A 26,090-nucleotide genomic window follows, 5' to 3' on the forward strand; every position below is an offset into this window, starting at 1 on the left:
CACCCAGGCCGTCCTCGCTCTCGCCCGACGCCGAGTGAACGTCCTCTGGGCCCTCCTGCGCGATGGACGGTGCTACGAACTCACACCACCGACCGTCCTCGCGGCTTGACAGACCGCATTAGGAATCATCCGGCCAAGACGGTCTCTGTGCTCGACCACAACAGTGGTCACCTTCGGGTCGGCCAGAAGCCGCTGCGCCTTCGCCCGGCAGCCATTCATTCCCGAAGCAACCTCGGATTCGATCCGCACGACCTCGCGTCCGGCCCGCGCGGCCCACACCGACAACCGGGCCGTCTGCCGCTCCAGATCGGCCTTCTGATCGCGAGAGGAGACCCGGGCGTACAGGCCCACACCACCGGTCACCGCAGGTGAGGTGTTCGCATCGATGTTCACCAGGATGGTGCGCGGCCCCACCCGGCGTGCGGGCACGGGCAAGGTGCCCTCACGAAACCATCGGTATGCCGTATGAGGGTTCACCCCCTGCGCCCGCGCCCACTCCGTCAGGTTCATATGCTGATAACGCAACCACTCCCACGTGGTTACGCACACTCAACAACCGTTCGCAGCCAGCAGTCAGCCCCCCTGTTCCCGGGCGTCAGACGGCCGGAGCCACCACGGTCGCGCCGTCGGCCGGTCCGGACGCAAGTCGGACCGCACGGCAGGTCCCCGAGGCGAGCAGCGCCGAGGCGATCTCGTCCGCGGACGCGGCGGACTTCGCCAGGAACGCCGTCGTCGGGCCCGAGCCCGAGACCAGCGAGGCGAGCGCCCCCGCCTCGGAGCCCACCGCCAAGGTCCGCGCCAGGGCGGGGAAGAGCGAAAGGGCCGCGGGCTGAAGGTCGTTGACCACGGTCTGGGCGAGCGAGGTCGCGTCGCCGTCCCGCAGCGCGGCGAGCAGTGCGGGGGACGCGACCGGTTCCGGGACGGCGGCGTGGGCCGTCAGACGGTCGAACTCGCCGTACACCGCGGGCGTGGAGAGCCCGCCGTCCGCCAGCGCGAACACCCAGTGGAAGGACCCGCCCACCGGCAGCGCCTGGAGCAGCTCACCGCGGCCCGTGCCGAGCGCCGCGCCGCCGAGCAGCGAGAACGGCACGTCGCTGCCCAACTCGGCGCAGATGTCGAGCAGTTCCTCGCGGGACGAGCCGAGACCCCACAGGGTGTCGCAGGCGAGCAGGGCACCGGCGCCGTCCGCCGAGCCGCCCGCCATGCCGCCGGCGACGGGGATGTCCTTGGCGATGTGGATGTGGACGTCCGGGGACAGACCGTGCCGGGCGGCGAGCGCGATCGCGGCCCGCGCCGCCAAGTTCGATGCGTCGAGCGGGACTTGATGGGCGTCGGGCCCCGAGCAGGTGATCTTCAGTTCGGTCGCCGGCGTAACCGTGACCTCGTCGTAGAGACCCACGGCGAGGAAGACATTGGCCAGGTCGTGGAAGCCGTCGGGGCGCGCGCCGCCGACCGCGAGCTGGACGTTGACCTTGGCCGGCACCCGTACGGTGACACTCACGCGCCGGCCTCCACGACCTGCTTGTTCTCGGCGATACGGGCGAACTCCTCGACGGTCAGCGCCTCGCCGCGCGCCTGCGGCGAGATGCCCGCCGCGACCAGGGCCGCCTCCGCGGCGGCGGCCGAGCCCGCCCATCCCGCGAGCGCGGCACGCAGCGTCTTACGGCGCTGCGCGAAGGCCGCGTCGACGACCTTGAAGACCTCTTGCCGCGTGGCCGTGGTCTCGAGCGGCTCCTTGCGCCGCACCAGCGAGACGAGGCCGCTGTCCACGTTCGGCGCCGGCCAGAAGACGTTGCGCCCGATCGAGCCGGCCCGCTTCACCTCCGCGTACCAGTTGGCCTTCACCGACGGCACGCCGTACACCTTGTTGCCGGGCGACGCCGCGAGCCGGTCGGCGACCTCCGCCTGGACCATGACGAGGCTGCGCTCGATGGTCGGGAAGGTCGCGAGCATGTGCAGGAGCACGGGCACGGCGACGTTGTACGGCAGGTTCGCGACCAGGGCGGTCGGGGCCGGGCCCGGCAGCTCCTGGACGAGCATCGCGTCCGAGTGGACGAGGGCGAACCGGTCGGCGCGCTCGGGCATCCGCGCGGTGATCGTGGCGGGCAGCGCACCCGCGAGCGCATCGTCGATCTCGACGGCGGTGACGCGGTCGGCCGCCTCGAGCAGCGCGAGCGTCAGCGAGCCGAGCCCGGGACCGATCTCGACGACCACGTCGTCGGGACGCACCTCGGCGGTGCGCACGATACGGCGCACGGTGTTGGCGTCGATGACGAAGTTCTGCCCGCGCTGCTTGGTGGGACGTACGCCAAGCGCCGCGGCCAGCTCGCGAATGTCGGCGGCCCCGAGAAGGGCGCCCGTCCCATCGGACTCAGTGGTGCTCACGGTTCAAGGTTACGGGTCGGCGCGGAGCGCCACGGCGCACCCGGCGCCCTACCCGTGCAACCGCCCCCCGCAATGCGGCCAAGGACTGGCCCCCCGCTGGACGTACAGCTTCTTCGCCCGATACGTCTGCTCCGAAGCGGGCGCGTCCTGGGGGCGCCCACTGCCCCCGAGCCCCTGCCACGTCCGCGTATCGAACTGGTAGAGCCCCCCGTACGTACCGGACGGATCCGTGATGTGCGGCCGCCCACCCGATTCGCAGGCCGCGAGACCCGACCAGTTGAGCCCGTCCGCACCGCTCACCGAGGACGGCAGCTGCTTGGTGCCGACCTTGACGATCTGCGTCCGCGGCTCGCGTACGACCTCCGCCTTGAGCCGCCTCGGCCTCTGCTTCACGCCGTTCACCGTCCGCAGCGCGTACGTGACCCGGCGGGCGCCCTGCCGCCCCGGCTGCACCACGACCTCCGTACCGGAGTACAGCGAGGCGTCCTGGGTGCGCTGGACGTCGAAGGCGATCGGCTCCTCGCGCACCTCCTTGCTCCCGGTGACCCGCATGACCGTCACGGTCTGCCCGTCGCGCGGGAAGCTGGCGGGCGGCACGGAGGTGGTGTCCTGGCCGCGCAGCGAGATGCCGGCCTGCTCGACGGCCTCGCGTACGGTCGCCGCGTTCGTACGGATGGTGCGCTCACGGCCGTCGGCCATGATCGTGACGGTGCGCTCGGTGCGGATGTCGAGGTGCAGCCCTTCGCGGGCGATCCGCTTGGACCGCGAGGCCGACAGATACGCGCCCTCCGCCCGCACCCCGAGCTGGCGCAGCGCGCCGTCGACGGTGGGCGCGGTCGTCCAGACCTTGCGGCGCTGACCGTCGAGGGTGAGGTGCACGGGCCGCCCGTAACGGACCACCACCTCGTCGCCGCTGGCCAGTTCGGTGCCGGGGGCGGGTGCGACGACGTCGTGCGCGCCGACCTCGAGGCCCTCGTCGGCGACGAGTTCGGAGACGTCGTCGGCGAAGGTGTGCAGCGTGCGCTCCTTGCCGTCGACGGAGAGCTTCACCGCCTTGTCCTCGGCGACGAAGGCCGAGGTGCCGCCCGCGAGGAACGCCACGACCAGGGCCTGCGGCACCAGGCGGCGCAGGGACTCGGGCCGCTCGGAGGTCTTCTTGCGCCGCGCGGCCCGGCGCGCCTCGGCCCGTCCACCGGGGCGGGGCGCGGCAGCAGCGACAGGGCCGGGCTCCACGGGAGCGGCAGTGCCGGGCTCCGCGGAAGCGGCCGGCTCGAAGGGCTCGGCGGGCGCCGGCGGCGGCCCGGCCGGGGGCGGTACGACGGGCCGCGCCGTGTCCTGCCTCAGCTCGGCTCGCGCCTCATAGGCGGGCCGGTAGGTGTCGTACCGGGCCTGAGCGCCATACGGCTCCTGCCCGTACCGCTCCTGCCCGTACTGCTCCTCCCCGTACTGCTCGCTCACCCCATAGGGGTCGTACGAAGTCCCATGGCTCACGACGTCGCTCCAGGCTCCAGGGGTCCCGATCAAGGGCTCCGGATCAAGCAAGGGGTCCGGATCAAGCGGAGCGAACCTAGCGGAGCATCCGTCACTCTCCCAAGCAGCGCGACTACGCAGTGTCGCGGCGCTGCCCAGCGGTGAGGCGGCAGGGCGTTATCGGTCAGTAATCAAAAGCCCGGGCCGTGTTCGCCGAGACGGCCTCTGCCAGCGCGTCCTCGCTCACATCCGCCACAAGCGCCATCGCCCGCAATGTGACCGGAATGAGATAAGGAGCGTTAGGCCGTCCGCGGTACGGCGCGGGGGTCAGGAAGGGCGCGTCGGTCTCGACGAGGACGAGTTCGAGCGGGGCCACCACGAGGGCGTCCCGCAGATGCTGCGCGTTCTTGAAGGTCACGTTGCCGGCGAACGACATGAAGTAGCCGCTGCGCGCGCAGACTTGGGCCATCGCCGCGTCGCCGGAGTAGCAGTGGAAGACGGTCCGCTCGGGTGCGCCCTCCTCCTTGAGGATCCGCAGCACATCGTCGTGCGCCTCGCGATCGTGGATCACCAGCGCCTTGCCGTGCCGCTTGGCGATCTCGATGTGCGCACGGAAGGACTTCTCCTGCGCGGCCTTCCCCTCGGGCCCGGTGCGGAAGTAGTCGAGCCCGGTCTCGCCGACGCCCTTGACCTGCGGCAGTCCGGCGAGCCGGTCGATCTCGGCGAGCGCCTCGTCGAGGCCCGCGTCACCGAGCGGCTCGCGGGCGCCCTGCCGCGACCAGCCGTCGGGGTCGCCGTGCACGATCCGCGGCGCTTCGTTGGGGTGCAGCGCGACGGTCGCGTGGACGCTGTCGTGCGCCGCCGCCGTATCGGCCGCCCACCGCGAGCCCTTGAGGTCGCAGCCGACCTGCACCACGGTCGTCACGCCCACGGACGCGGCCTTCGCGAGCCCCTCCTCGACCGTGCCGTCCTGCATGTCGAGGTGCGTGTGCGAGTCGGCGACGGGGATGCGCAGGGGCTCGGGCAGGGGCGGGGGTGCGTCCTTGGGGCTCATGCCCCGATCCTACGAAGCGCGCCCGCGCCCCCGAGAGCGCACCGGCCCCTGGCCGGGCCGCCTGTTCCTGCTTCCGGCTAGGGCTGCCTGCTCTTGAACGGGTGGAGGAGATCGGACAGATGCCAGTGGTGCTCCGGCACCGGGCCCGCGGCCCCGACGTCCGCACCCTGAGCCGTCTCGTGCTTCTTCGCCCGGGGCTTGCGGTCCTTGTGACCGAGCAGGTCGAGGATGGAGGAGACCTGTCCGGCCTGCATGATGCGGACGACGTGCCCGCCGCAGTTGAGGCAGGTGGGCCTGGACAGCGGCGAGGGGACCCGCTGACCGCCGGCCTTGTAGAGCACGAACTCGTTGCCCTTGCCGTCGACGAAATGCTCGATGTCGTACGACTGCTCCCAGCCGTGTCCGCAGCGCATGCAGGCGAATGCGTACGACTCATGAACCGTGGCTATCGGATGGGTCGGCAGACTGGTCGGGTCGACGGGGCTCGTCGCTGCGGTGGTGGTCCGTGCTGCTGCGGCGTCGACTTCGGCGCGGCCGGTGATCTCACTCATGCCAGCTCCTCTTGTCCCTCGGACAAGTACGTCCGGGGTCATCCACGTGCGAAGAAACCATTCGGGTTCCTTCACCCAGTGGACGCCTCGTCCGGCCGGACCGCATCAGTCCTGTCGACTATTGGAGCGTTTTTGGGCGCCTCATGTGGAAAGGGTCCGATGCCCGGCTTAGCCTTTGCTTTTCACGATAGTCCTTTGCCGTCCTTTGGCGACCGGCCTGCCGCATTCTTTGCCGCTACGACGGCATCGAAGACTTCCCGTTTGGGCAGCCCCGCTTCGGCCGCGACCGCCGCGATGGCCTCCTTGCGCCGCTCCCCCGCCTCCTCGCGCACCTGCACCCTGCGCACCAGCTCGTCCGCGTCCAGCTCGGCGACGGTCTCGGGGGCGCCCTCGACGACGACGGTGATCTCTCCGCGTACGCCTTCGGCGGCCCATTCCGCCAGCTCGCCGAGACCTCCGCGCTTGACCTCCTCGTACGTCTTGGTCAGCTCGCGGCACACGGCCGCGCGGCGCTCGGCGCCGAATGCCTCGGCCATCGCGGCGAGGGTGTCGTCGAGGCGGTGCGGGGCCTCGAAGTAGACCAGCGTGCGCCGCTCGCCGGCCACGTCGCGAAGGCGCGACATCCGCTCGCCGGCCTTGCGCGGCAGAAAGCCCTCGAAGCAGAAGCGGTCGACGGGCAGCCCGGACAGCGCGAGCGCGGTGAGCACCGCGGACGGACCGGGCACCGCGGTGACCTTGATGTCCTTCTCGACGGCGGCCGCGACCAGGCGGTAGCCCGGGTCGGACACGGACGGCATGCCCGCGTCCGTCACCAGGAGCACCCGGGCGCCGTCGGCGAGGGCCTCGACCAACTCCGGCGTACGGGCGGCCTCATTGCCCTCGAAGTACGACACGACCCGCCCGGTGGTCTGCACCCCGAGCGCCTGGGTGAGCCGGCGAAGACGGCGGGTGTCCTCGGCGGCGACGATGTCGGCCGTCGCCAGCTCGGCGGCGAGCCGGGGCGGTGCGTCGGCGGTGTCCCCGATGGGCGTGCCGGCCAGGACGAGGGTTCCTTGCTTTCCTGTCACTCCCCCATCCTCGCAGGCGGGGTGGTGGGGGCGCCGCGCCCGCTATCGGGATGTGCGCCGGGACCCGCTTTGTGGGGGCTGCCGCCCCCACGCCCCGGCCTGGATCCGTTTGTGGCGCTGACCTTTTGAGTTGCTGTGACCCGGCGTACTCGTGGGGGCTGCGCCCCCACGCCCCGCCTACGATGGCGCGGTGACCAGTGCACCGTCCCCTCAGCCGACGAGGGACTCCACCGCCCGGCCGGCCCCCGATCCGCAGCAGCCGCAGAGCTGGAGCGCGCGGCTGCGCAGATTCGGGTACACCGCGCAGCCGGGTCTGGACGTGGGGTGGCGCCTGGACCCGCCGTTCACCGAACCGGGTCCGCGCCTGTGGTCGGTGCTCAAGGTGCGCCCCGAATCCCGCCCCGCGCTCACCCGGGCGCTCGGCTGGGGCGGACCGCTGCTCGTCACGCTGTTCGCGGGCCTGCTGCGCTTCTGGCATCTGGGCCGGCCCAATGCGGTGATATTCGACGAGACGTATTACGCGAAGGACGCCTGGGCCCTGCTCAAGCGGGGTTACGAGGTCAACTGGCCCAAGGACTACAACAACACGGTCATCGAGCTCGGCTCGAAGGTGCCGGTCGGCCATGACCCGTCGTACGTCGTGCATCCGCCGATGGGCAAGTGGGTCATCGCGGCCGGCGAGTGGATCTTCGGCCTGACGCCCTTCGGCTGGCGCTTCATGGTGGCGCTGCTCGGCACGCTCTCGGTCCTGATGGTGTGCCGGATCGGGCGGCGGATGTTCCGCTCGACGTTCCTCGGCTGTCTGGCCGGTCTGCTGCTCGCGGTGGACGGGCTGCATCTGGTGATGAGCCGGACCGCGCTGCTCGACCTGCCGCTGATGTTCTTCGTCCTCGCGGCGTTCGGCGCGCTCGTGATCGACCGCGACAAGGCACGGGCCAGGCTGGCGGCGGCCCTTCCGATGGGCGAGGACGGTGTCGTACGGCCCGACGCGAAGATCGCGGAAACGCTCCGCCTCGGCTGGCGGCCCTGGCGGCTCGCGGCCGGTGTCTTCCTGGGCCTGGCCTTCGCGACCAAGTGGAACGGCGGGGTCTTCCTCGCCGCGTTCGGCCTGATGACGGTCCTGTGGGACGTGGGCGCACGCCGGACCGCGGGGGCCCGGCGGCCGTATGTCTCGGTGCTCAAGCGGGATGTGCTGCCCGCGTTCGTCTCGACCGTCCCGGTCTTCTTCGTGACCTACCTCGCGACCTGGACCGGCTGGCTGCTGCACACCGACAAGGGCGACCGCGGCTATCTGCGCGAGTGGGGCGCCGAGCATCCCTCCAGCGGGTTCGGCAGCATCTTCCCGGACTGGTGGCGCAGCCTGTGGCACTACTCGCACCAGGTCTGGGACTTCCACGTGGGCCTGGTCTCGCCCCACGACTACGAGTCGAACCCCTGGAGCTGGCTGGTCCTCGGCCGCCCGGTCTCGTACTACTACGAGTCCCCGGCGCCGGGCTCCGCCGACTGCCCCGCGGACGTCCGCGAGAAGTGCGCCAGCGAGGTCCTGGCCCTGGGCACCCCGCTCCTGTGGTGGGCGGCGTGCTTCGCGATCCTGTACGTGCTGTGGCGCTGGTTCTTCCGCCGCGACTGGCGGGCGGGCGCGATCGCCTGCGCGTTCCTCGCCGGCTTCGCGCCGTGGCTGCGGTACCAGGAGCGGACGATCTTCCTCTTCTACGCGGTCGTCTTCATCCCGTATCTGTGCCTGGCCCTGTCGATGATGCTCGGCTCGATCATCGGCCCACCGGGGTCGAACGAACGGCGCCGGGTCGTGGGCGTGGTGGGCGCGGGCGTACTCGTCCTGCTCATCGTCTGGAACTTCATCTACTTCTGGCCGATCTACACCGGCCACACGATCCCGGTGGATTCGTGGCGGGCTCGGATGTGGTTCGACACCTGGGTGTAGCTGGGGAATCGAGAAGGCGGGCGCCATCGGCGCCCGCCTTCTCGTGGTCATCATTGGTCGTTGTTGGTCACCCTGGGCCGTCCTCAGACGGCCCACAGACGGCCCAGGGGAGCCACACCCATGGCGGTGGCAGGCTCGGTCGCACACACTCGCCACCCAGCAGCACCGACGGCTCCCAGGCAGAAGCCAGGAATAGAGGCGAAGGCTGCACGAAACAGCTTGCGCGCGATCATCAGAGTCCCCCAACCGCGACCAGCTGACCGTCAGGCGGGGGAAGGGCACTCATGAGCCAGGCGACGGCCACTTGCTTCGGGCTAGGCGCCCAGCCGAGTGCGCCAGCATGGGATCGCGCGTAGTTAGCAACCGCCGCCTGTAGCTTGGGATCCACCCGGGCACCGACGACGTGCATCGTCTCGTGGGGGAACCATTCTTTGGGCTTCGGCGGGCGAAAAGCACCGTTCAAGAAGCGGAGGTAGCCGTCCTCGATCCGCTCCTGCCAGGCGTCGTCTCGGATCATCTCGAACAGTCCACGCGGCATGTACAGCTGAATGTTTGTGTTCGGGTCAACCTCTTCGATGACGCCGGGGATCTCTCGGTAATCGAAGATCGGCGAGCGGAGACGTCCAGAAGCAGAAGCAGGGGACGTGGATCGCTGTGTGGGCGGCGTGGGTAGAGGACGGTCCGCGTGGTCGGCAGTGCCGGGGGGCTCCCCATCGTCGGAAACCGACGCGCGTGGACGCCTGGGAGCAGGGACAGGGGGCGTTGATCGCGGTGTGGCCGGCGCGGATGTCGAGCGACCTGCGTCGTCAACAGCCCCGACCCACAGTGCGTGGAAGCGATCGAGCTCTTCCTCGGGCGTGGTTCCGCGGGCACGGCTGCCAAGGGCTTCCACTAGGGCGTCGACCACCTCCCAGCGGGGCAGTCGGCCGCTGCTGAACGCGTCATGCAGTCGGCTGCGGGAGACGGTTCCCTGCAAGGACCTGGCCAGGTCGGACAGCGTGGGGCGACCGGCTCGGAGGTGGAGCTTATGCAGTGCATCAATGAGGTCCTTGAGAGGGCCAGCCGGAAGCTGCGGCCGTTTCAGTTCTCCAGGCCGTCCCATAGCAGTTCCCCCTCGCCGTCCAGAACCGTCCAGAACTGTCGGCCAGCATCCCACCCCGTCCGGATGTGGGACAGACCGTCCTGACCTGAAGCAAAGGCGTTCAGTGGCCCCGAGTGCGGGTGCAGCGTGGTGCCCAGGCACCAATGGGGTGCCACGAGCGGAAAGGGGCCCCGGTGCGGGATCTCGTAGACCTCCTGGTGGAGGGCTTGTTCAATCAGCTTCCTGCGCAGCTCGCCGCAGCTGCCGTGGTGGCGGTGTCAGCGGCGGGGTGGCGAGCCTGGCGCCAGCGGAACTCAGCCGACGAGCAGCCGGCCCAGTCGGCTCCGGCATCAGAACGGAATCCCGTCAGGTCAGCCCGGCCGCGCCGGTGTCGTCCGGGCCGCCCTCGGCCTGCACGTGGTCGAGCAACGACGGGGAGAAGCCGACCCAACCAGCCTGGTCAGCGCTCAGAGCGCAGTCGCGTTCGCTCCAGGCAATCCGGCCTCCGCCATGGGACAGGCAAGAGAAGGCCCCTCGCGTGACCTACATGAACCCAGGCGCCCCGTTTCAAGTGGCTGCGCCGTGCGCATGCTGCTCGGCATGGCTGACTCTGCTCAGAAAACGCTGGACGGCCTGATAAGGGCCGTTGCCGATCTCCACATCGCCACAGTCGATGGCAAGGACGAACGCGCTGCCTCGAACGCTGCCGCGAATCTCATCTCAGGAAGCGGCTACCTGTACGCACCCACCGAGGTATTGGAGGCCTTCAGTCGAGCTGTCGAAATCGGCTACGCCGCAGCGCTACGAGCTGTTCGGCAAGGCGAGCATGACGAGGACATCCGAGAGTGGCGACCGGATCTGTTCGAAGAATGAGCGGCGACGCTTTTGCTTGTTGGTGTCACAGCTAACGAGCACGTGAGGGCGTGGCACAGGTCGGGAAGAGCGCGCCCTCGGGGCAGCGCTCGTACTGCCACGACGGGACACCGACCTTCTGCCGCTCGCCGTCGGCGGTGCGGATGGCAAGCCAGTGGGCAGGGCCTTGAACGCCACGTTCGATGACCCTGCCGGGCCCTGGCCCTGTGGTGGGCGTATGGCTCGGGCATGCAGTGAGGAGAGGAACGAGAAGGACGGAGCCGAGGGCAACGCGGCGTAAGCGGACCATGTCCGCACCCCTTTGGTGGTTGGTTTTGGGCATGGCAGTGCACAACGCTGATGGGTGAGGGCCTGACCTGCACTGCGGCCGTTCGCTACCGCTCCTGTGCGGTCGGGCGGTCAAGGTTCGTACTGGGATCGCTGGTTGGCCCCAAGCGGGCCGGCCGTACAGCGAGTTACTGCGGCATGAAGCCGGGCTTCGCTCGCGCCAGCGTTTGCAGGTGACCGAGGTACTCCTGAGCACCAGGCTCGTTCGCGTACCGCTTCCGCATCTCAGCGGCGAGCTCCCGGCTCGTCATGATGAGCGAGGGGACCGACTGGCGCTCGCCTTCGAGGGCGCGCTCGCCCATGACGAGTGCCTGCTCGAGGTCCCCCTCGCGAGCGGCTGTGACTCCGAGCGTGACGCGCGCTTCCGCGTTGCGCATCGGCGACCGCTCCATACCGTCGAAGTCGGTACCGACCCGAAGGACTTCGTCCGCGAGCGTGCGCGCGAGCCGGTCCTCTCCCACTAGGCGGTAGCAGTCCATCGCGTAGTAGTCGAACTTCCCCGGGTCGACCACGAAGTGGTTGTCCAGATTCTCGGGTGTCTCCATCGCTTCAAGCATCCGCCGGCCCTTGTCGAGCGCGACTTCGACCTGCCGTCGGTCACCGAGGCGGGCCCACGCTTTCGCTTCCTGGGCTGCGAGCTGCACCGCGACACCGTGATGTGCGGCCACGTCCGCGCCGGCCTGGGCCGCCTTGATGACCCCGTGATAATCACCCGTCGTGAGCGCGAACCATGCACGCATCTCGTGTGCCCACCCCGCCACCTCCGCGGCATCCGCCTCGGAGGCGAGCGAGAGCGCGGCCCGCCGTGTCGACTCTGCGGCGTGGCGCTCCCCCGAGTCGTACTCGACACAGCCGACCAGGAGCGAGAGCCACCCGGCGAGCGTGAGCACTTCGCGGTGCTGAGCGAGCGTCAGGCTCTTGGAGTGCAGCTCAACAACGCGCCGCAACCACTGCCGGCCCTCGATAAGGAGTTGGGCACTGGGCATCGACGCGTACTCGGAGCAGAGCCGGTCGGTCGTCATTCGGATCGCGTCCAGAGTCGCGTTGTCGACGTCCGAGCGGTTGAGACGGCTCACGATCTCCAGAGTTTCCATGCCGCTCACGGCAAGGATCTCCGCATCCCCGTTGCGGCGGCTGGGCGCCGGGAACAGCGCGTGGGTCACTGTGCCGAAGGTGGCCGCGATGATGGGCTGATAGAAGTCGTCAGGGCTTGAGCCGGACTCCCACCGCTTCAAGTTCCGAATCATGGTCTCGTCGCTGGGCAGCGGCTCGGAGGCGTGGCCCCGCATCGCCTTGACCATGTCGCGCTGAGACCAGTCGCGGGCCTGTCGTTCGGCCACGATGCGTCGCGCCCATGCGGGCCTTCCGTCGCTCATGTGCCCTCCTTCGAGTGCCTGCTCCGAGTCTCGCCCAGCGGCCGTGGGGACAGGGAAGGGGACAGCACGGGGACAGGGGACATGTCCCCTGGTCACCTCACTGACCCCAGGCTGTCATCTACGACTCAACTCCCCTGTCCTGCACGCTAGTTGCAGATCGCGCACCGCCCGTCTCGCACCGCTCTTCGAGTGCTGCGAGTCGTTCAGTCAACGCCTGGACCTGGGAGCGAATTTCCGTGATGTCATCGCGCACGTCGTTGTTCGGAGCTTCGCCGTCACTGACGAAGTTGCCGAGGTTGCCTGCCGAGACGATCAGCCCTTCGGCCTGCAAAATGGCCAGCCCGTTCTGGATGGTCTGGCCCGCGAAGCCGAAGCGCTTCACCAGGTCCTTCTGTGAAGGCACGCGCTGGCCCGGCTTCATGCTCTTGATGTCCTCGCGAAGGGCATCGGCGACCTGCACCGCCTTTGGCTTGGGTGGTCCTCCCGCAGAAGTCATGCACTGAGCGTACCCACCACAGCGAACTAGTGCGCACCACCGCACAAGGGTTGCGCACTAGAGCGCCCTAGTGCACTCTAGTCAACAGCGCAGCCACCCCGCTCGGGGTGTGAGTTCCACGTAGTGCCGCACCAGCCGGAAGACCCGGGAAGGCGACGTTGTCGCACGCCGACGGGCTGGGAGCAGCTGTGCCTTGAGAACTGAACAGCGTGATGAGAACGAGTGATTTTGGCCCTGGCGCCCCTCGATTGGAGGCGCCAGCGGCCATGACCACTCGTCTTCGACGAGCGGTTGCCCCGACCTGATCTGACGGTCGGCGGCTCGCTCAGTTCGCACGTCCCGGGGTGGTCGCCTTCTCGCCATGAAACCGCGACCGCCTCGGTTCTCCCTGCCCTTCGACTCCAGGAGAGACCCATGCGTACGTACATCGGCGGCCATCAGGCCGTGAGCACAACGGACTTCGAAGAACTTGCCCTCGGTGAGGAACGAGCCTTCTGGCTTGAGCTCATGTTCGGGCAGCCCAACGAGAGCAAGCAGGAGCGCGCGGCCCGCCTGGACGCGGCCCGGGACATGCTCTCTGACCCGGAGGCCCCCGAGCTGCCGGAGCAGGCGTGCCAGATCATCGCGGAGGCCATCGAGTCGCGCGCTCCGGAGCTGTTCAACGTGGTGCCCCTCGCGCGGCCCGCTGCGCGCCGGCCTCGTACCCGGAAGGGGGCGGCGGCATGACGACCACGAACCCCGCGCCCACCCTGCTCCTGGACCACACGGGCAAGCCTCGGCCGATGCTGGACATGCCGCTCAACATCGAGCAGGGCCGCTTGGGAGTGGCCTTCCACGAAGCCGGGCACGCGGTGCTCGCCCTCGCGTACGGCATGCACGTGACGGTCAGCGAGCTCATCGCCTGGAGCGATGAGGAGCGCTGGCACGTGACCGGCCGCACCGCACGCGAGGCCGACAACGTCTCGCCGTGGCAGTTCGCCGCAATGAGCGCGGCCGGAGAGCTGGCACAGGTCAACTACCTGATGGTCTACGGCCTGTGGACCCCTGAGCGGGCCGCCGCCTGCGCCGCGGACCACGACCGTGAACAGGCCATCGACACCCTCGCCAGCTTCGGCTACGCGCTGGGCCTCGACCACACCCCGCAGGGCGGCAAGTCCTGGGGGATGGTGCGCGGCATGGCCCGCCGCAAGGTCGGCCACCTGTGGCGCGAGATCCGCACCGTCGCCCACGCCATGAACGAGGCCACCGTGCTGACCGGCGACGAGATCGCCGCCCTGACCGGCCTGGTCAACACCCCCACAGGGGGTGCGTCATGAGCGCCCACGAGAACGGGGTGCCGCCGCTGACGCGGCCGGAGATGGGCCTGGCCGGCATCGGCGCCGCCGCGGCGGCCGGGGTCGGCGCGCTGGGTCTGATCTCCTCGTACGACTCCGTCTCCAAGGCCGCTGCGAGCTGGGGCTTTGAGGCTCCGTGGATGCTGCCGGTCGGTATCGACCTGGCCATCCCGGTCTTCACGCTGGCCAACCTGCTGCTGATCCGCATGGATATGGCGCTCGGTTGGGTGCGGTTCGTGCCCTGGGTGCTCACCGCTGTGACGTGCTGGCTGAACGTCGCGGCCGGACACGGTCTCGTGGCGAAGCTCGCGCACGGCGTTATGCCGCTGTTGTGGGTGGTGTTCTCCGAGATCGGCGCCCACATCTACGCCGTACGGATCGGCGTCGCGACCGGTCGGCGTATGGAGAAGGTGCGCTTCTCGCGATGGCTGCTCGCGCCGCTGTCCACGTTCGGCCTGTGGCGCCGGATGACGCTGTGGGAGATCACCTCCTACCCGGAGGCGCTGCGCCGGGAGCGGGAGCGGCAGTTGGCCCGCGCGGAGCTGCGCGAGCGGCACGGCCGCAAGTGGCGCTCGAAGACGCCGCGGACCGAGCGCGTGTTGCTCAAGCTCGGTGAGCTCGCCCCCGCGGCCGAAGAGGCGTCGGTCCCGCTGCCGTCTGAGGAGCCGCCGACCGAGACGCCCAAGCCCAAGTCGCCGAAGGCGAAGGAGTCGCGCAAGCCGAAGAAGTCGCCGACGCGGAGCCTCGCGGAGTTGCTCGAGGAAGCCCGCAAGCTCACTGAGGATTGGGCGGATGCGGCGGTCAACGGCGAAGCGCTGCGCAAGGAGCTGCGCTGCTCGTCGGAGAGCGCGCGGCGGGTGCGGGATGACCTGCTCGCTGAGCGGAAGAAAGCCCGCGAGGCGGCTCCGTCCGGCCGCGTAGTTGAGGCGGTGGCTGCCTGATGGGCACCGCCTACGCCGACTGCTACGACCCGACCGGCGCCCGCTACGGGATACCGACCTTCCCCTGGAAGTACGCCCCGGACGGCTACGCCACACGCCGACAGCTCCGCGCCAAGGGCCTGCGGCCGGGTGGCCAGCCGGTGGCCGCTCAGCTCATGCGCCGTACGCGGCGCCGCAAGTCCGGCTGTGCGATCGCCTACCTCTACCGGCTCGAACTGGCGAAGCCCGTGCGGCCGATGACCCCGCGCAAGTGGGGCGCGCTCGCGCTGGCGATGCTCGCCCGCCGCACCTGCCCCGAGTGCGAGCTCACCTACAGCTACTGCCTGCCGACCTCGCTCGGCATGTGCCTGCTCTGCGCCAACTCCGCCGATGCATCGGCCTACGAGATTCCCGGGAGGGTCTGACATGGGCTACGCCCACTACACCGTGTACCGCAACGGCGAAGAGATCGAAGCCGGATACGCGGTCGAATCCACCTGCGAAGAGCCCAACTGCCCGACCTCGATTGACCGAGGCATGGGCTACCTGTGCGGCGATATCCCCGGAGGCGACGAGTTCGGCTGCGGAGGCTACTTCTGCGGCGCCCACCTCTACATGCCGGCCGCCACGTCCCCCGGCAACCGCTGCGCTCGCTGCCGCGACAACCGCGCGGGGGGCCGGGCATGAAGGTCACCGCACACCGGCTGTTCGGCCACCGGCACATCCTGCGCGAGATACAGCACGTCGCCCCGACCGCAGCCGATCTGGTCACGCGGAACGTGCGTGGGCGACTGCCGCGCCTGGAGATCGTGCTGACGACTCCGCAGGGCATGAACGAGCTGACCGTGAACACCCAGATCGCCACCATCGGAGGCAAGGTCACCCCGCAGGCCCGCAGTAAGGCCGCGCGTCGGCTCATGTGGGAGGACCACCGCGTATTCGGCAGGACCGTGCTCGCCCCGAAGGGCGCGGTACTGATCCTGATCAACGCCCGCAAGGTCAACCACGGTGAGCAGGTCGCCCCCACGCTCGTGCATGAACTCGTGCACGCCGTGCAGTTCACCCGCCCCGGCATCGCCGACCTGATCATCGCCGGGCTCAAGAACAACTACGGCATCGAGCCGCTTACGCGCCGCGACGTGCGCCGCTATGACCGTCAGCTCAAGGCCCACGAGGACGAGGCGTACCGCATGGAGCACCGCCTCACCCCGCAGCTCAACGCCTACGCCGCCTGACCCGACTGAGGAGATCTCCATGCAGGACATCGACTGGCCCGAGGACGTGCTCTACCGCTTCCTGACGATCGTCGGCGCCACCGTCGACATCACCTACCTGCCCGATGACAGCTACCGGGCGCACTGCACTGGGTGCGACAGCGAGGTAAATCCCGAGCACGCCACCGACTACGACCTCAACCAGCGCGTGAAGCCGTGGGCTCAGAAGCACTCCGAGACCTGCCGCGCCCTGCGCCTGCCCCACCACAGCTAAGGCCCCCAGCGGGGTCCGGCCGCCCACCTTCCACAGCACGCGGCCGGACCCCCATCCCTCACAGAGAAGGACACCTAAAGTGAAACACCCCGATGACGATCACGAACTGTTCCACCGACTCGAAGCGGAGATGGCGGCTGAGAAGCCGGCCGACTCCGACGGCAAGGTAGTCGACTTGGAGTCGGCCCGATCGGCCCGTAAGGAGTCGGCCGACCCGACCGCCGCTGAGTCGGGCGACCGGTCGGCGGTCGGGTCGGCCGACTCGGATGATGACGAGTCGCCCCGACCGGTCGACGGCCCGCAGCCCAAGGCGCCCGGCTTGCTGGGGCAGTCGCGGGAGGCCAAACGCCGCCAGGTGCTGCCCTCTTGGCTGCGCTCGCGCAGCGAGCTCAAGGGTGCCGCGCGGTGGCTGCTCGGCTACCTGTGGCACATCTTCGCCTTCCACACCGTGCGCACTCCCGTCTATGCGGGCCGACTTGTGGCCCGCACGCCGCGCGGGATCGGCCGCTCGCTGCGCGGCTGGCAGCGGTGGGTGGCGGACATAGAGTCGGCGCCGCTACGGCATGCGGAGGCGTTCAAGGAGAACACCGCCGAATACCTGAAGCTGTCCCGCCAGCGCGATCGTCGGGTCAGGTGGCGGGGCACCGTCTCCGCAGTCGTCTTCCCCCTCGCCCTGGTCGGCGTCCTGCTGTTGGTGTTCGCTGCTCCGGTGTGGCTGCAACTGCTCGCCGCCGCTGTGGCCGTCACGGTGTTCGGTGTGGTGGGCACGCCGGCCGATGCTCCGCTGAAGCAGCACGCGGTGGTCAAGGCCGATGCGCCGAAGTTGACCGCGACGATGGTGGTGGCCGCGCTCGGCGCGCTGGGCAACGACAAGCTGAACGCTGCCGTGAAGACTGGCACCGGCATCAAGTTCACCTCGGAAATTCACCGCGACGGTCCCGGCTGGCGCGCGGACATCGAGCTGCCGCTGGGTGTGACGCCGGACGACATCATGAACAAGCGCGAGGCGCTCGCCTCGGGTCTGCGCCGCAAGCTGGGCTGTGTGTGGCCGATGCCGAACCCGGACGACCACGAGGGCACCCTGATTCTGTGGGTCGGGGACAAGCCGATGAACGAGGCCAAGCGCCCCGTCTGGCCACTCGCGAAGTCCGGTGCGGTCGACCTGTTCAAGCCGGTTGAGTTCGGCAACAACCAGCAAATGCGCTGGGTGTCGGTCACGCTCATGTTCGTCTCGATCGTGGTCGGCTCCGTCCCGCGGATGGGCAAGACCTACCTGATGCGGCTGTTCATGCTGATCGCCGCACTCGACCCCCGCGCCTGGCTGTACATCTTCGACTTCAAGGGCGGATCCGACTACAAGCCCCTGGAGCGCGTCTCTCACCGGTGGCGCTCCGGTGAAGACGACGAGGACGTCAAGTACTGCCTGGACTCCCTCATCGAAATCCAAGAAGAGCTCACCCGGCGCGCGAAGGTCATCAAGTCGCTGCCGCTGAAGCGGTGCCCGGAGTCGAAGGTGACCCCCGAGCTGGCCAGCGACAAGCGCCTCGGGTTGCATCCGCTCGTGGTGTGCCTGGATGAGTGCCAGAAAGCCTTCGAGCACAAGAAGTACGGCGCGAAGATCACAGAGATCGGGGAAGACCTGGTCAGGCGCGGTCCGGCCTACGGCATCATCGCGATGTTCGGCACCCAGCGCCCGGACAAGGACTCCATCCCGAAGGGCATCAGCGCCAACGCGATTCTACGCTTCGCGCTCAAGGTCACCGGCCAGACCGAGAACGACATGATCCTCGGAACCTCGATGTACAAGGCCGGATACAAGGCCACCATGTTCTCCTTCAAGCGCGACAAGGGCGTCGCCTGGATGGCCGGTGAACAGGACGAACCGGCCATCGTGTGCGGCACCGAAGTTGACGCCGTGTTGGCGGAGAACATCACGCTGCGGGCGCGCAAGCTGCGCGAGGACTACGACAACGTCACCGGCTACGCCCGCGGCGAGGACATGGCCGAAGACCCCACCGCCGGCCTCGATCTGCTCGCGGACATCGCCGCGGTCACACCGTCTGATGAGGCCAAGCCGTGGAACGAATCCACGGTGGACCGGCTCGCCGACTACCGGCCCGAAGCGTACGGGCCCTGGGGTGAGTTGAAGCCGGAGGAGAAGACCGCTCACCTCACGGCGATGCTCAAGCCGTACGGCATCAAGACCGATCAGGTCGGCCGCCGCGTGGACGGAAAGATCGTGAACAAGAAGGGCTTCGTCCGCACCCACATCACCACCGCGATTGCGGAGCGTGACCACAAGAGGGACGCGTCCTGACCGCCCGGGGCCGCTAACGATAGCGGGCACCCCCGCTAACCGTTAGCGGCCCCGATAGCGGCCAACATGCCTCTTGATCAGGCCGTTAGCCGATAGCGGCCCCATCTGCGAAAACCCCTGAAACCCGCCTGGGAGGGCCCGTGATACCCCCTGCCCTGCTCGCTATCGCCTTGCTCGCGTTCATCACAGGTTGTTACTGCCTGATGTGTGCGATCTCGCCGTTCGGGACCTGCCGCAAGTGCCGCGGCATGGGCGGACTCGTCAAGACAACGATCTTCGGACGGATCAAGGCCAGCAAGAACTGCCCGCGCTGCAAAGGCCACGGCAAGCGCATCCGCGTCGGCCGCTGGATCTACAACCGCGCAGCCCGCATCTACCGCGACTCCCACCCCGAGTCCACCGCCAAATCCCGCATCGGAACGCCCCGGTGACCCCGGGCCGGCCGACCCAACTCCCGGAAGGAGCGTCGCCGTGACCGTCACGATCTCCGTCGTCTTCGTGCTCGGCATCGCCGCTGCGGTGCTGATCAAGTACAAGGCCGTCGGTCTCGTCGCCGCCGTGCTCCTCATTCTCTTTGGCTTCTACCTCGCCGACACCGGCGCCCGCGACGCGATCAATCAGACCGTGGGCTCCGTCCTCTCCACCCTCCGCGACATCGATTCCTGAACGGAGGCACCACCGTGAGCACCTTCACTGAACCGATCGTCGCCCGGCACTGGCTGGCCCTCGCCGCCCCGAAAGCGGCGCCTGCGCTCGCCACCTCCACCGTGCTGATCCTCGCCCGAATCTGGAACGCCAACGGCGCCGAACACAGCGTCGGAGGCGCCATGTTGATGGGCACCCTCGCCGCCGCGAGCGCGGCGGCCGGCATCTACTGCGGGGACCGCCTCGGAGACACCACCGTCACGGTCACCGCGTTCACCGCATCCGCTGCGCTCACGCTCGCCGCGGTCGCCGCCTACAGCGACGGCCTGTCCCTGCCGCTGCTGCTGTGGGCGATCGCCACCCTCATCGGCTACGGCCTCGCCGCACGCCTGTGGCGTAAGGACCGGCGCGAGCAGGTGCACTTCGAGCGCGAGCGCTCGGAGCGGCAAGAGGAGCACGACCACGTGGAGCGAGTGACGGCCATCGAAGCGGGCTCGCGCATCGAGGTCGCCCGTGCCGGAGCCGCCTACGCGGAACAGCTCGCCACCGCGCTCATCCACCGCGCCGGACAGCCCGCATTCGATCCGGCCGCGCTCGCAGAGGCGGGCCTTCCTCAACTCCCCGCCCTCGACACCTTCAAGGAGAACTGACGTGACCGGACCTGAGCACTACCTCGAGGCTGAGGAGCTCCTCGACTTCGCAAGCGGCTTCGAGACCGGATCCCTCATCGCCACCGACGCGATCGCCAGGGCGCAAGTCCATGCCGCACTCGCCCACACGGCCGCGACCGCACTCGCGGACGCGGGCGCCGGTGAGGGCATGCCCATGGAGGACTACAAGGCGTGGCGCGCAGCGGCGGGCGTCCAGTCCAACGGTGATGCGAAATGAGCACCGCCCTGTGGCCGATCACGGCCCGCATCGCCGCCCTGCTGAACCAGACCAACGGCACCGACCAGCACGAGACCGCGATGCGACTGCTGAAGGTCGTAGAGGAGGCCGGTGAAGCCTCCGCCGCCTACATCGGCATGACCGGCCAGAACCCTCGCAAGGGCACCACCCATGCCCCGGAGGACGTTGCCGACGAACTGTGCGACGTGATCATCGCCGCGGCCGTCGCTCTGCACTCGTTCACCCCGCACGCGCCGCACCGGCTGGAGTCCAAGCTCCACGCCGCCGCGCGGCGCCTCCAATCCGCGCACGCGGCGAAGGAGCGCTGAGCCGTGTTCGAGATCCGGATCGTCTGCGCCCCTGAGCACACCGACGATGCCACCGACGCACTGCGCGAGGGCTTCGTCACCGGCCCCGTACGCCGCTACGAGACCCGCGACGGCCGCACCCGGCTCTACGTCACCGCGGCACTTCGCACCAACGTCACCGAGCTGCCCAAGAGGTAGCTGCGCCCGGGGCGGTCGCCTTCTCGCCAAAGACCGCGACCGCCCCGGCTCTCCCTGCCCTTCGACAGAACAGGAGAACTCCCAGCATGACGCACCCCAGCAACGAAGCGCGAGAGCGTCCCTTGAGCGACGCTTTGCGCCTGGCGGCTCATGGCGTGCCGGTACTGCCGCTGAGCCGGACCAAAACGCCCTTCAAGAACTGCCACGCCTGCGAGCAGAACCTGTGCGGTGGCCGGCCGAACATGAAGCAGCCTGGCCCCTGTCGGTGCCCACACCCCTGCCACGCTTGGGCAGCCGCCACGAAGGATCCCGCTGTACTCACGTCCCGCGCTTGGACCCTCGCGTGGGAGCAGGCCACTGCCGCGGCCTACCACCCCGGCGGGGCCTGGCTCACGGTCGTTGACCTTGACGATGCCGACGCGGTCGCGTGGGCGCGCGAGAGCCTGCCTCCGACCCGGACCGTCCCCACCACCCGGGGTGAGCACTGGCTCTACCTGGGGCCGATGCGATCGGCCAACGCCGTACGCCCCGGCGTGGACATCAAGTCGCGTATGTCTTACGTCCGTTGGCTCGGGCCCGGGGCCGGAGCGATGGCGCCTCTGCCGGATGCCGTCCGCGCCCTGGCGGAGCAGGAAGAGACCACCTCCGCCCCGGGGGAGGTGGTCTCTTCCCCGCGAGCGGCGGCTGTCTGGGACTCGAGTGTGGCCACCGGATGCCGGCACACCTCGCAGTACGTACGAACCGGTCTGGGCCGGGGCGTGGCCAAGGTGCGTTCACACACCGAATCCGGCGCCGGATCACAGGCCTTCGGCGTCGCTCGGTTCCTCGCGAAGCAACACGAGCAGTGCCCCGGCCCTTGTGGTCTGGACGCGCTCGCGGACGTGATCGTGGCCGCCGCCATGTCGGTCGGTGTTCCCGAGCCCTACGCCCGCCGTGCGGTCGCCAACGGCCTCAACACCGCATCGGGGAGGGCGGCATGACCGCTCTGCCCGGCGCCGCCGAAACGGCCCTGCCCGAGTTCTCCGTGGGCGCCCCGAAGGGCGTCGCCGAAGGCGTCCTTTCAGCTCTTCGCCCTGAGCCGCACACGAGCGACGGGCGCGACCCCGAGGTAGGAGGCAAGGCCGCATGAGCATCCCCAACGACACGAGCCCCGACCTGTGGGAGGGCTTCGAGCACCTCGACCCTGAGGAGATCACCGGCACCCCGTGGGACGAACCCGTCCCCATCACGGCCCGTCCCGCTCTCCCAACCTTCCCTGTCTCGACCCTGCCGGCCTGGCTCGGGGACATGGTCAACGGCGTGGCAGAAGAGACACAGACCCCCGTCGACCTGGCGGGCTGCCTGGCGCTCGCGGTTCTCGCCACGGCCGCGGGCGGTCGGGCGAAGGTGTGCGTGCGGGGCAACTGGCGCGAGCCGGTGAACATCTACACCGCTGTTGCGCTGGACCCCGGCAACCGCAAGTCGGCTGTCTTCGACCTCATGGTTCGGCCCCTGCTCGCCGCAGAGAAGGCGCTCATCGAGCTGTCCGGGCCGATCCGGGCCGAGGCAGAGACGACGATCCGGCTCGCCAAGGCAGCCGCCGACAAGGCCACCTCGAAGGCCGCGAGCGCTGAGCCTGGCGCCCGTGACGCGCTCACCACCGAGGCGATCGGACTCGCCCAAGCAGTCGAGGAAATGACCGTCCCAGCCATCCCACAGCTTGTCGCGGACGATGTCACACCGGAGAACGTCGGCACGCTCCTGGACCAGCAAGGCGGACGTATCTCCTGCCTGAGCGCCGAGGGCGAGCTGTTCGACATCATCGCCGGTCGCTATACCGGCAAGCCGAACATGGGCATGTTCCTCAAGGGCCACGCCGGGGACATGATCCGGGTCAACCGGCAGGGGCGCGACGCGCAGCACATCGACGCTCCCGCCGTCACGGTCGGTCTGGCGATTCAACCCGAAGTCCTGGACTCCCTGGCCCGCATCGACGGAGCCGACGGGCGGGGCCTGCTCGCCCGGTTCCTCTACTCCAAGCCCGTGTCCCTGGTCGGTAGCCGCAACCTGTCGCCCGAGCTTCTGGACGAACAGGTGGCCTCGACCTATGCCAAGCAACTGGCTGGTCTCACGCTCGCCTTGGCCGACTGGACCGATCCGGCGATCCTCACCCTCACCCAGGAGGCGGACGCAGTGATCCTCGCGTTTCAGAGGGTCACCGAATCCCGGCTCGGCAAGGACGGCAGCTTCGCCTCGATCGTGAAATGGGCCTCGAAGAGGGACGGAGCCGTGGCCCGCATCGCAGGACTGCTGCACCTGGCCACCCACCCCGAGGACGGCTGGCACAAGCCGATTGAGGCCGCGACCATGGCCGCCGCGACCGAGCTGGGCGACTACTTCACCGCACACGCCCTGGACGTGTTCGACGTGATGACAGCCTCCCCTGCTCGGGACACCGCGTACGCGGTGCTCACGCACCTGCGCGCGAGCCGCTTGACCGGCTTCTCCAAGCGGGAGCTCTTCCGGGCCCTGCCCCGGGCGGACTTCCCCGCGATCGGAGATCTGGACCCGGCGTTGACGCTGCTCGAAGAGCACGGCTGGATTCGCCAACAGCCCGCACCACCGCGCAACGGACGCGGCGGCCGGCCACCCTCTCCACGCTACGAATCCCACCCCCGCATCACCCGCGCCGCGTGACAGAACCCCCAAGGCGCTGACAGAACTGACACAACCTCCCGACCGTGGGATTGACCTGCCGAAACTCTCATGATCTCGGCTGTGACAGAACCTCCGGAAACTCAGACAGAACCTCGAAGTCCGCACGCGGACGCCATGACAGAACCTCCCTCGGGGAGGTTCTGTCAGAGTTCTTTCTAGTTCTGTCACAAGATCGCTAACCGGAGAATCCGCAGGTCAGCTAACTACCGTCGGGGTTCTGTCGGTTCTGTCAGCGCTTAGCCGCCCGCCCGCCGCACGCTGACCCTGCAAGGAGTCCCAGGTGGCCACTCCTCCCAGCACCGATCCGCGCGCAATCCTCCGTTCCGGTCTCCCGGACTGCTACCTCACCCCCGACGACATCGCCGACATGTTCAGGGTGCCGAAGGAGACCGTCTACCAGTGGCGCAAGAAGCGTCTCGGACCGCCCGGCTTCCGCGTCGGCAAGCACCTCCGCTACGACCCCGCCGACGTTCAGCGATGGAAGCAGGAACGCATGGCAGCTGAACCAGCCGTCTGACAGCGGCCAACCCCACTCCCAAGACACCAACGCCTCAGGGCGGGCCCCACGGCCCGCCCTGAGGCGTTTCCCGAAGGGATCACCCCATGGCAGGCCACATCCAAGACCGCTGGTTCAAGACCGAGCCCGACGCCAGCGGGAAGCCTCGCAGGGTCAAGACCGACCGTCACGGCACCGGCCTGCGCTACCGCGCCCGCTACGTCGGCCCGGACGGGACCGAGAAGAGTAAGTCCTTCCTCGACGGTCAGAAGCGCCTCGCGGAGGCCTGGCTCACCAACACCGCCGCCGACATGTCACGCGGCCAGTACCTGGACCCGAAGGCCGCACGGACCACCTTTCGGCAGTACGCCGAAAAGTGGGTGGCTGCTCACGCAGTTGAGATCAACAGCCGTGAGGCGGCGGAGCGTCGGCTGAGGCTGCACGCGTTTCCACACATCGGAACTCGCCCGCTCGGGTCTTTCCAGCCGGGCCACATTCGCACCTGGCTCGGCAAGCTCCAAGAGGTTGTTCCCGCCGACTCACACCGGCGGATCATCTATGGCACGGTCTCAGCCGTCTTCAATGCCGCACTCGATGACGGCTTGATCGCCAAGAACCCGTGCCGGGCACGTTCGGTACAGGTGCCCAAGCCACCCAAATCCCTCGTGGTGCCATGGACTGCCGGCCAGGTCTTCGGTGTTCGGGCCGCGCTCCCCGAGCGCTTTCGTGCCGCCGTCGACCTTGGGGGCGGATGCGGACTCCGTCAGGGCGAGATCTTCGGGCTGTCGGAGGACGAATTGGACTACGAGAACGGATGGCTTGCCGTGCGGCACCAGCTCAAGCGGATCCGCGGCAAGTACGTCTTCGCGCGGCCGAAGGGCAACAAGGTCCGGGACGTACCCCTCCCGGACGCCGTGGCTGACGCACTCCGGACCCACGCGAAGGACTTCCCCAGCATCGAGGTCACGCTCCCGTGGCGAACGCCTGACGGGCCACCCGTCACGAAGCGGCTGTTGTTCAGCGGGAGCGGAGGCCTTCACGTCCGCGTGAGCTACTTCAACGACTTCATGTGGAAGCCCGCCCTCGCTCAGGCCGGCATCATCCCCGAGCCGGAGGAGGGCGAGCGGTACGCCTCAGCGCGCGAGCACGGCATGCACGCGCTCAGGCACTTCTACGCCTCTGTACTCCTGGACGCGGGCGAGAACATCCGAGCCCTGAGCCAGTACCTCGGTCACGCCGATCCGGGCTTCACGCTCCGCACGTACACACACCTCATGCCAAGCAGCGAAGGCCGCACTCGAAGGGCGGTCGACAGCCTGTATCGCAGGCCCGGCGAGGAAGATCACGGCCCACAGACGGCCCAGGCAGCATGAATCGGTAGGAATCGAGAAGGAAACCGCAGGTCGGGGCAGCAAGGCCCCGACCACGCGGGACTTCATCTACTTCTGGCCGATCTACACCGGCCACACGATCCCGGTGGACTCGTGGCGGGCTCGGATGTGGTTCGACACCTGGGTGTAGCGCCGACTTCTTCGTCACTCGTCGATGTCCGGAAGCGGACCGTTGCCGGCCGGCGCACACCATGGGTGCACGGGGCTGCGGTTGGTCGGCTTGCCGCCTGCACCATCACCGGCACCGCGGGCAATGACACGTTGAACACCCCCACACGCAACAGTCCCCGCCCCCAGCAGGGAGCGGGGACACCGCACGTTCAGACGGCTCCGACCCTCAGAAGTGGACTTCCTGGCAGGCCCGGCCCCGCGACTCCATACGCCCGTCGAGGTGTTCCCAGCCCTCGGCGCAGATCACCGAGCCGTTGGGAAGGTCCCGGCCTACGGGGACGGTGAACTTCTGGTGGTAGCCCCACAATTGGGTCGGGCTGTTCTGGTCGATGCCGCCGCCCCAGACGTGGAAGTGCCCGGAGAAGTCGCCGTTCCATGTGGTGGACGCGGACACCTGCTCGACCCGCAGCCCACTGCCCTCGACATCGATGCAGGTGCGTTCGTTGCAGCCGGTGGCGCCGGCGGAAGCCGGGCTCACCCCTGCGGACGCCGCCATCCCGAAGCACACCGCAGCCGCGCCCGCCCGCAGCACCCACCGCGTCTTCTCGGTCATACCGTTCACGCACACTCCCATCCGAACCGGGCATTCCGGAGATCCGGTATAGCATTTCGAGA

At 69.0% G+C, this 26,090-nt stretch carries 31 protein-coding genes; 21 read left to right on the forward strand and 10 right to left on the reverse strand.

What is annotated here, in order from left to right; genetic code table 11:
- Positions 1 to 72: 72 nt before the first annotated feature.
- From G6045_RS13930 to rsmI, 7 genes are all read right to left on the reverse strand, one after another.
- A complete protein-coding gene (locus tag G6045_RS13930; RefSeq protein WP_235967883.1) occupies positions 73 to 510 on the reverse strand; it encodes an IS607 family transposase in 438 nt (145 codons plus the stop codon).
- A gap of 85 nt (positions 511 to 595) precedes the next feature.
- The gene (locus G6045_RS13935; RefSeq protein ID WP_165332250.1) at positions 596 to 1,501 is read right to left on the reverse strand and encodes a 4-(cytidine 5'-diphospho)-2-C-methyl-D-erythritol kinase; all 906 of its coding nucleotides are present in this window, start codon (positions 1,499 to 1,501) and stop codon (positions 596 to 598) included.
- Positions 1,498 to 2,385: a 16S rRNA (adenine(1518)-N(6)/adenine(1519)-N(6))-dimethyltransferase RsmA gene (gene rsmA / locus G6045_RS13940; protein ID WP_165332251.1), complete on the reverse strand. Its 888-nt coding sequence runs from the start codon at positions 2,383 to 2,385 to the stop codon at positions 1,498 to 1,500. The genes G6045_RS13935 and rsmA overlap by 4 nt, the downstream gene beginning before the upstream one ends.
- A 48-nt stretch (positions 2,386 to 2,433) precedes the next feature.
- Entirely contained in the window at positions 2,434 to 3,876 is a 1,443-nt protein-coding gene (locus tag G6045_RS13945; protein WP_328707767.1) for a ubiquitin-like domain-containing protein, read from the reverse strand.
- Positions 3,877 to 4,039: 163 nt separating this feature from the next.
- Entirely contained in the window at positions 4,040 to 4,909 is an 870-nt protein-coding gene (locus G6045_RS13950) for a TatD family hydrolase (RefSeq protein ID WP_165332252.1), read from the reverse strand.
- 77 nt (positions 4,910 to 4,986) lie between these two features.
- Positions 4,987 to 5,322, reverse strand: coding sequence for a hypothetical protein (locus tag G6045_RS13955; RefSeq protein ID WP_206343712.1), 336 nt, complete (start codon positions 5,320 to 5,322; stop codon positions 4,987 to 4,989).
- A gap of 320 nt (positions 5,323 to 5,642) precedes the next feature.
- Entirely contained in the window at positions 5,643 to 6,527 is an 885-nt protein-coding gene (gene rsmI / locus G6045_RS13960) for a 16S rRNA (cytidine(1402)-2'-O)-methyltransferase (RefSeq protein ID WP_165332254.1), read from the reverse strand.
- 190 nt (positions 6,528 to 6,717) lie between these two features.
- Between rsmI and G6045_RS13965 the strand changes: the two genes are divergently transcribed.
- Together G6045_RS13965 and G6045_RS13970 are read left to right on the forward strand one after the other, a co-directional pair.
- Positions 6,718 to 8,469, forward strand: a complete 1,752-nt coding sequence (locus G6045_RS13965) for a dolichyl-phosphate-mannose--protein mannosyltransferase (RefSeq protein ID WP_165332255.1) — start codon at positions 6,718 to 6,720, stop codon at positions 8,467 to 8,469.
- Between the two features lie 1,681 nt (positions 8,470 to 10,150).
- On the forward strand, positions 10,151 to 10,423 hold the full coding sequence (locus tag G6045_RS13970) for a hypothetical protein (protein WP_165332256.1): 273 nt from the start codon (positions 10,151 to 10,153) through the stop codon (positions 10,421 to 10,423).
- A gap of 455 nt (positions 10,424 to 10,878) precedes the next feature.
- Here the strand turns inward: G6045_RS13970 and G6045_RS13975 are convergent, their stop codons facing one another.
- Together G6045_RS13975 and G6045_RS13980 are read right to left on the reverse strand one after the other, a co-directional pair.
- Positions 10,879 to 12,126: an XRE family transcriptional regulator gene (locus G6045_RS13975; RefSeq protein ID WP_206343709.1), complete on the reverse strand. Its 1,248-nt coding sequence runs from the start codon at positions 12,124 to 12,126 to the stop codon at positions 10,879 to 10,881.
- 118 nt (positions 12,127 to 12,244) lie between these two features.
- Entirely contained in the window at positions 12,245 to 12,622 is a 378-nt protein-coding gene (locus tag G6045_RS13980; protein ID WP_206343710.1) for a GntR family transcriptional regulator, read from the reverse strand.
- A 414-nt stretch (positions 12,623 to 13,036) separates the two neighbouring features.
- Between G6045_RS13980 and G6045_RS13985 the strand changes: the two genes are divergently transcribed.
- From G6045_RS13985 to G6045_RS14075, 19 genes are all read left to right on the forward strand, one after another.
- Positions 13,037 to 13,348, forward strand: a complete 312-nt coding sequence (locus G6045_RS13985) for a hypothetical protein (protein ID WP_165332257.1) — start codon at positions 13,037 to 13,039, stop codon at positions 13,346 to 13,348.
- Complete coding sequence (locus tag G6045_RS13990) at positions 13,345 to 13,938, forward strand: zinc metalloprotease (RefSeq protein WP_165332258.1); 594 nt, start codon at positions 13,345 to 13,347, stop codon at positions 13,936 to 13,938. The genes G6045_RS13985 and G6045_RS13990 overlap by 4 nt, the downstream gene beginning before the upstream one ends.
- Positions 13,935 to 14,897, forward strand: coding sequence for a DUF2637 domain-containing protein (locus tag G6045_RS13995; protein WP_235967884.1), 963 nt, complete (start codon positions 13,935 to 13,937; stop codon positions 14,895 to 14,897). The genes G6045_RS13990 and G6045_RS13995 overlap by 4 nt, the downstream gene beginning before the upstream one ends.
- Complete coding sequence (locus G6045_RS14000; RefSeq protein WP_165332259.1) at positions 14,897 to 15,301, forward strand: RRQRL motif-containing zinc-binding protein; 405 nt, start codon at positions 14,897 to 14,899, stop codon at positions 15,299 to 15,301. Before G6045_RS13995 ends, G6045_RS14000 begins: the two co-directional genes overlap by 1 nt.
- Before the next feature lies 1 nt (position 15,302).
- The gene (locus G6045_RS14005; RefSeq protein WP_165332260.1) at positions 15,303 to 15,563 is read left to right on the forward strand and encodes a hypothetical protein; all 261 of its coding nucleotides are present in this window, start codon (positions 15,303 to 15,305) and stop codon (positions 15,561 to 15,563) included.
- On the forward strand, positions 15,560 to 16,111 hold the full coding sequence (locus G6045_RS14010) for a hypothetical protein (protein WP_165332261.1): 552 nt from the start codon (positions 15,560 to 15,562) through the stop codon (positions 16,109 to 16,111). Before G6045_RS14005 ends, G6045_RS14010 begins: the two co-directional genes overlap by 4 nt.
- Positions 16,112 to 16,130: 19 nt before the next feature.
- Positions 16,131 to 16,364 (forward strand): hypothetical protein, encoded by a 234-nt coding sequence (locus tag G6045_RS14015; RefSeq protein WP_165332262.1) that lies wholly within the window; start codon positions 16,131 to 16,133, stop codon positions 16,362 to 16,364.
- Between the two features lie 79 nt (positions 16,365 to 16,443).
- Complete coding sequence (locus tag G6045_RS14020; protein WP_165332263.1) at positions 16,444 to 18,681, forward strand: cell division protein FtsK; 2,238 nt, start codon at positions 16,444 to 16,446, stop codon at positions 18,679 to 18,681.
- 140 nt (positions 18,682 to 18,821) lie between these two features.
- Positions 18,822 to 19,112, forward strand: coding sequence for a hypothetical protein (locus G6045_RS14025; RefSeq protein ID WP_328707768.1), 291 nt, complete (start codon positions 18,822 to 18,824; stop codon positions 19,110 to 19,112).
- A 40-nt stretch (positions 19,113 to 19,152) separates the two neighbouring features.
- Complete coding sequence (locus G6045_RS14030; RefSeq protein ID WP_165332264.1) at positions 19,153 to 19,347, forward strand: hypothetical protein; 195 nt, start codon at positions 19,153 to 19,155, stop codon at positions 19,345 to 19,347.
- 14 nt (positions 19,348 to 19,361) lie between these two features.
- The gene (locus G6045_RS14035) at positions 19,362 to 19,976 is read left to right on the forward strand and encodes a hypothetical protein (protein WP_165332265.1); all 615 of its coding nucleotides are present in this window, start codon (positions 19,362 to 19,364) and stop codon (positions 19,974 to 19,976) included.
- Between the two features lies 1 nt (position 19,977).
- Positions 19,978 to 20,214 (forward strand): hypothetical protein, encoded by a 237-nt coding sequence (locus G6045_RS14040; protein ID WP_165332266.1) that lies wholly within the window; start codon positions 19,978 to 19,980, stop codon positions 20,212 to 20,214.
- On the forward strand, positions 20,211 to 20,543 hold the full coding sequence (locus G6045_RS14045; protein ID WP_165332267.1) for a MazG-like family protein: 333 nt from the start codon (positions 20,211 to 20,213) through the stop codon (positions 20,541 to 20,543). The genes G6045_RS14040 and G6045_RS14045 overlap by 4 nt, the downstream gene beginning before the upstream one ends.
- A 3-nt stretch (positions 20,544 to 20,546) precedes the next feature.
- Entirely contained in the window at positions 20,547 to 20,720 is a 174-nt protein-coding gene (locus tag G6045_RS14050) for a hypothetical protein (RefSeq protein WP_165332268.1), read from the forward strand.
- Positions 20,721 to 20,806: 86 nt separating this feature from the next.
- A complete protein-coding gene (locus tag G6045_RS14055) occupies positions 20,807 to 21,700 on the forward strand; it encodes a bifunctional DNA primase/polymerase (protein WP_165332269.1) in 894 nt (297 codons plus the stop codon).
- Positions 21,697 to 21,849 carry a hypothetical protein gene (locus G6045_RS14060; RefSeq protein ID WP_165332249.1) on the forward strand — a complete coding sequence of 51 codons (153 nt, stop codon included), beginning with the start codon at positions 21,697 to 21,699 and terminating at the stop codon, positions 21,847 to 21,849. Before G6045_RS14055 ends, G6045_RS14060 begins: the two co-directional genes overlap by 4 nt.
- Positions 21,846 to 23,396 carry a YfjI family protein gene (locus tag G6045_RS14065; RefSeq protein WP_165332270.1) on the forward strand — a complete coding sequence of 517 codons (1,551 nt, stop codon included), beginning with the start codon at positions 21,846 to 21,848 and terminating at the stop codon, positions 23,394 to 23,396. Before G6045_RS14060 ends, G6045_RS14065 begins: the two co-directional genes overlap by 4 nt.
- A 301-nt stretch (positions 23,397 to 23,697) precedes the next feature.
- Entirely contained in the window at positions 23,698 to 23,934 is a 237-nt protein-coding gene (locus tag G6045_RS40870; protein WP_165332271.1) for a helix-turn-helix domain-containing protein, read from the forward strand.
- An 86-nt stretch (positions 23,935 to 24,020) separates the two neighbouring features.
- Complete coding sequence (locus tag G6045_RS14075; RefSeq protein ID WP_165332272.1) at positions 24,021 to 25,286, forward strand: tyrosine-type recombinase/integrase; 1,266 nt, start codon at positions 24,021 to 24,023, stop codon at positions 25,284 to 25,286.
- A gap of 355 nt (positions 25,287 to 25,641) precedes the next feature.
- Here the strand turns inward: G6045_RS14075 and G6045_RS14080 are convergent, their stop codons facing one another.
- Positions 25,642 to 26,037, reverse strand: coding sequence for a hypothetical protein (locus tag G6045_RS14080; protein WP_165332273.1), 396 nt, complete (start codon positions 26,035 to 26,037; stop codon positions 25,642 to 25,644).
- Between the last annotated feature and the right edge of the window lie 53 nt (positions 26,038 to 26,090).

The organism is Streptomyces mesophilus, from assembly GCF_011044995.1.
In the GTDB taxonomy this organism is placed as follows: Bacteria; Actinomycetota; Actinomycetes; order Streptomycetales; family Streptomycetaceae; genus Streptomyces; species Streptomyces mesophilus.

Excerpts from the sequence above, each read along its gene's own strand:
- G6045_RS14045 (WP_165332267.1), top strand. The coding sequence starts at position 20,211 with ATGAGCACCGCCCTGTGGCCGATCACGGCCCGCATCGCCGCCCTGCTG.
- G6045_RS13980 (WP_206343710.1), bottom strand. The coding sequence starts at position 12,622 with ATGACTTCTGCGGGAGGACCACCCAAGCCAAAGGCGGTGCAGGTCGCC.
- G6045_RS13930 (WP_235967883.1), bottom strand. The coding sequence starts at position 510 with ATGAACCTGACGGAGTGGGCGCGGGCGCAGGGGGTGAACCCTCATACG.
- G6045_RS13950 (WP_165332252.1), bottom strand. The coding sequence starts at position 4,909 with ATGAGCCCCAAGGACGCACCCCCGCCCCTGCCCGAGCCCCTGCGCATC.
- G6045_RS13970 (WP_165332256.1), top strand. The coding sequence starts at position 10,151 with ATGGCTGACTCTGCTCAGAAAACGCTGGACGGCCTGATAAGGGCCGTT.
- G6045_RS13975 (WP_206343709.1), bottom strand. The coding sequence starts at position 12,126 with ATGAGCGACGGAAGGCCCGCATGGGCGCGACGCATCGTGGCCGAACGA.
- G6045_RS14055 (WP_165332269.1), top strand. The coding sequence starts at position 20,807 with ATGACGCACCCCAGCAACGAAGCGCGAGAGCGTCCCTTGAGCGACGCT.
- G6045_RS13995 (WP_235967884.1), top strand. The coding sequence starts at position 13,935 with ATGAGCGCCCACGAGAACGGGGTGCCGCCGCTGACGCGGCCGGAGATG.
- G6045_RS14000 (WP_165332259.1), top strand. The coding sequence starts at position 14,897 with ATGGGCACCGCCTACGCCGACTGCTACGACCCGACCGGCGCCCGCTAC.
- G6045_RS14065 (WP_165332270.1), top strand. The coding sequence starts at position 21,846 with ATGAGCATCCCCAACGACACGAGCCCCGACCTGTGGGAGGGCTTCGAG.
- G6045_RS14010 (WP_165332261.1), top strand. The coding sequence starts at position 15,560 with ATGAAGGTCACCGCACACCGGCTGTTCGGCCACCGGCACATCCTGCGC.
- G6045_RS14075 (WP_165332272.1), top strand. The coding sequence starts at position 24,021 with ATGGCAGGCCACATCCAAGACCGCTGGTTCAAGACCGAGCCCGACGCC.
- G6045_RS13990 (WP_165332258.1), top strand. The coding sequence starts at position 13,345 with ATGACGACCACGAACCCCGCGCCCACCCTGCTCCTGGACCACACGGGC.
- G6045_RS14060 (WP_165332249.1), top strand. The coding sequence starts at position 21,697 with ATGACCGCTCTGCCCGGCGCCGCCGAAACGGCCCTGCCCGAGTTCTCC.
- G6045_RS14005 (WP_165332260.1), top strand. The coding sequence starts at position 15,303 with ATGGGCTACGCCCACTACACCGTGTACCGCAACGGCGAAGAGATCGAA.
- G6045_RS13955 (WP_206343712.1), bottom strand. The coding sequence starts at position 5,322 with ATGCGCTGCGGACACGGCTGGGAGCAGTCGTACGACATCGAGCATTTC.
- G6045_RS14015 (WP_165332262.1), top strand. The coding sequence starts at position 16,131 with ATGCAGGACATCGACTGGCCCGAGGACGTGCTCTACCGCTTCCTGACG.
- G6045_RS13985 (WP_165332257.1), top strand. The coding sequence starts at position 13,037 with ATGCGTACGTACATCGGCGGCCATCAGGCCGTGAGCACAACGGACTTC.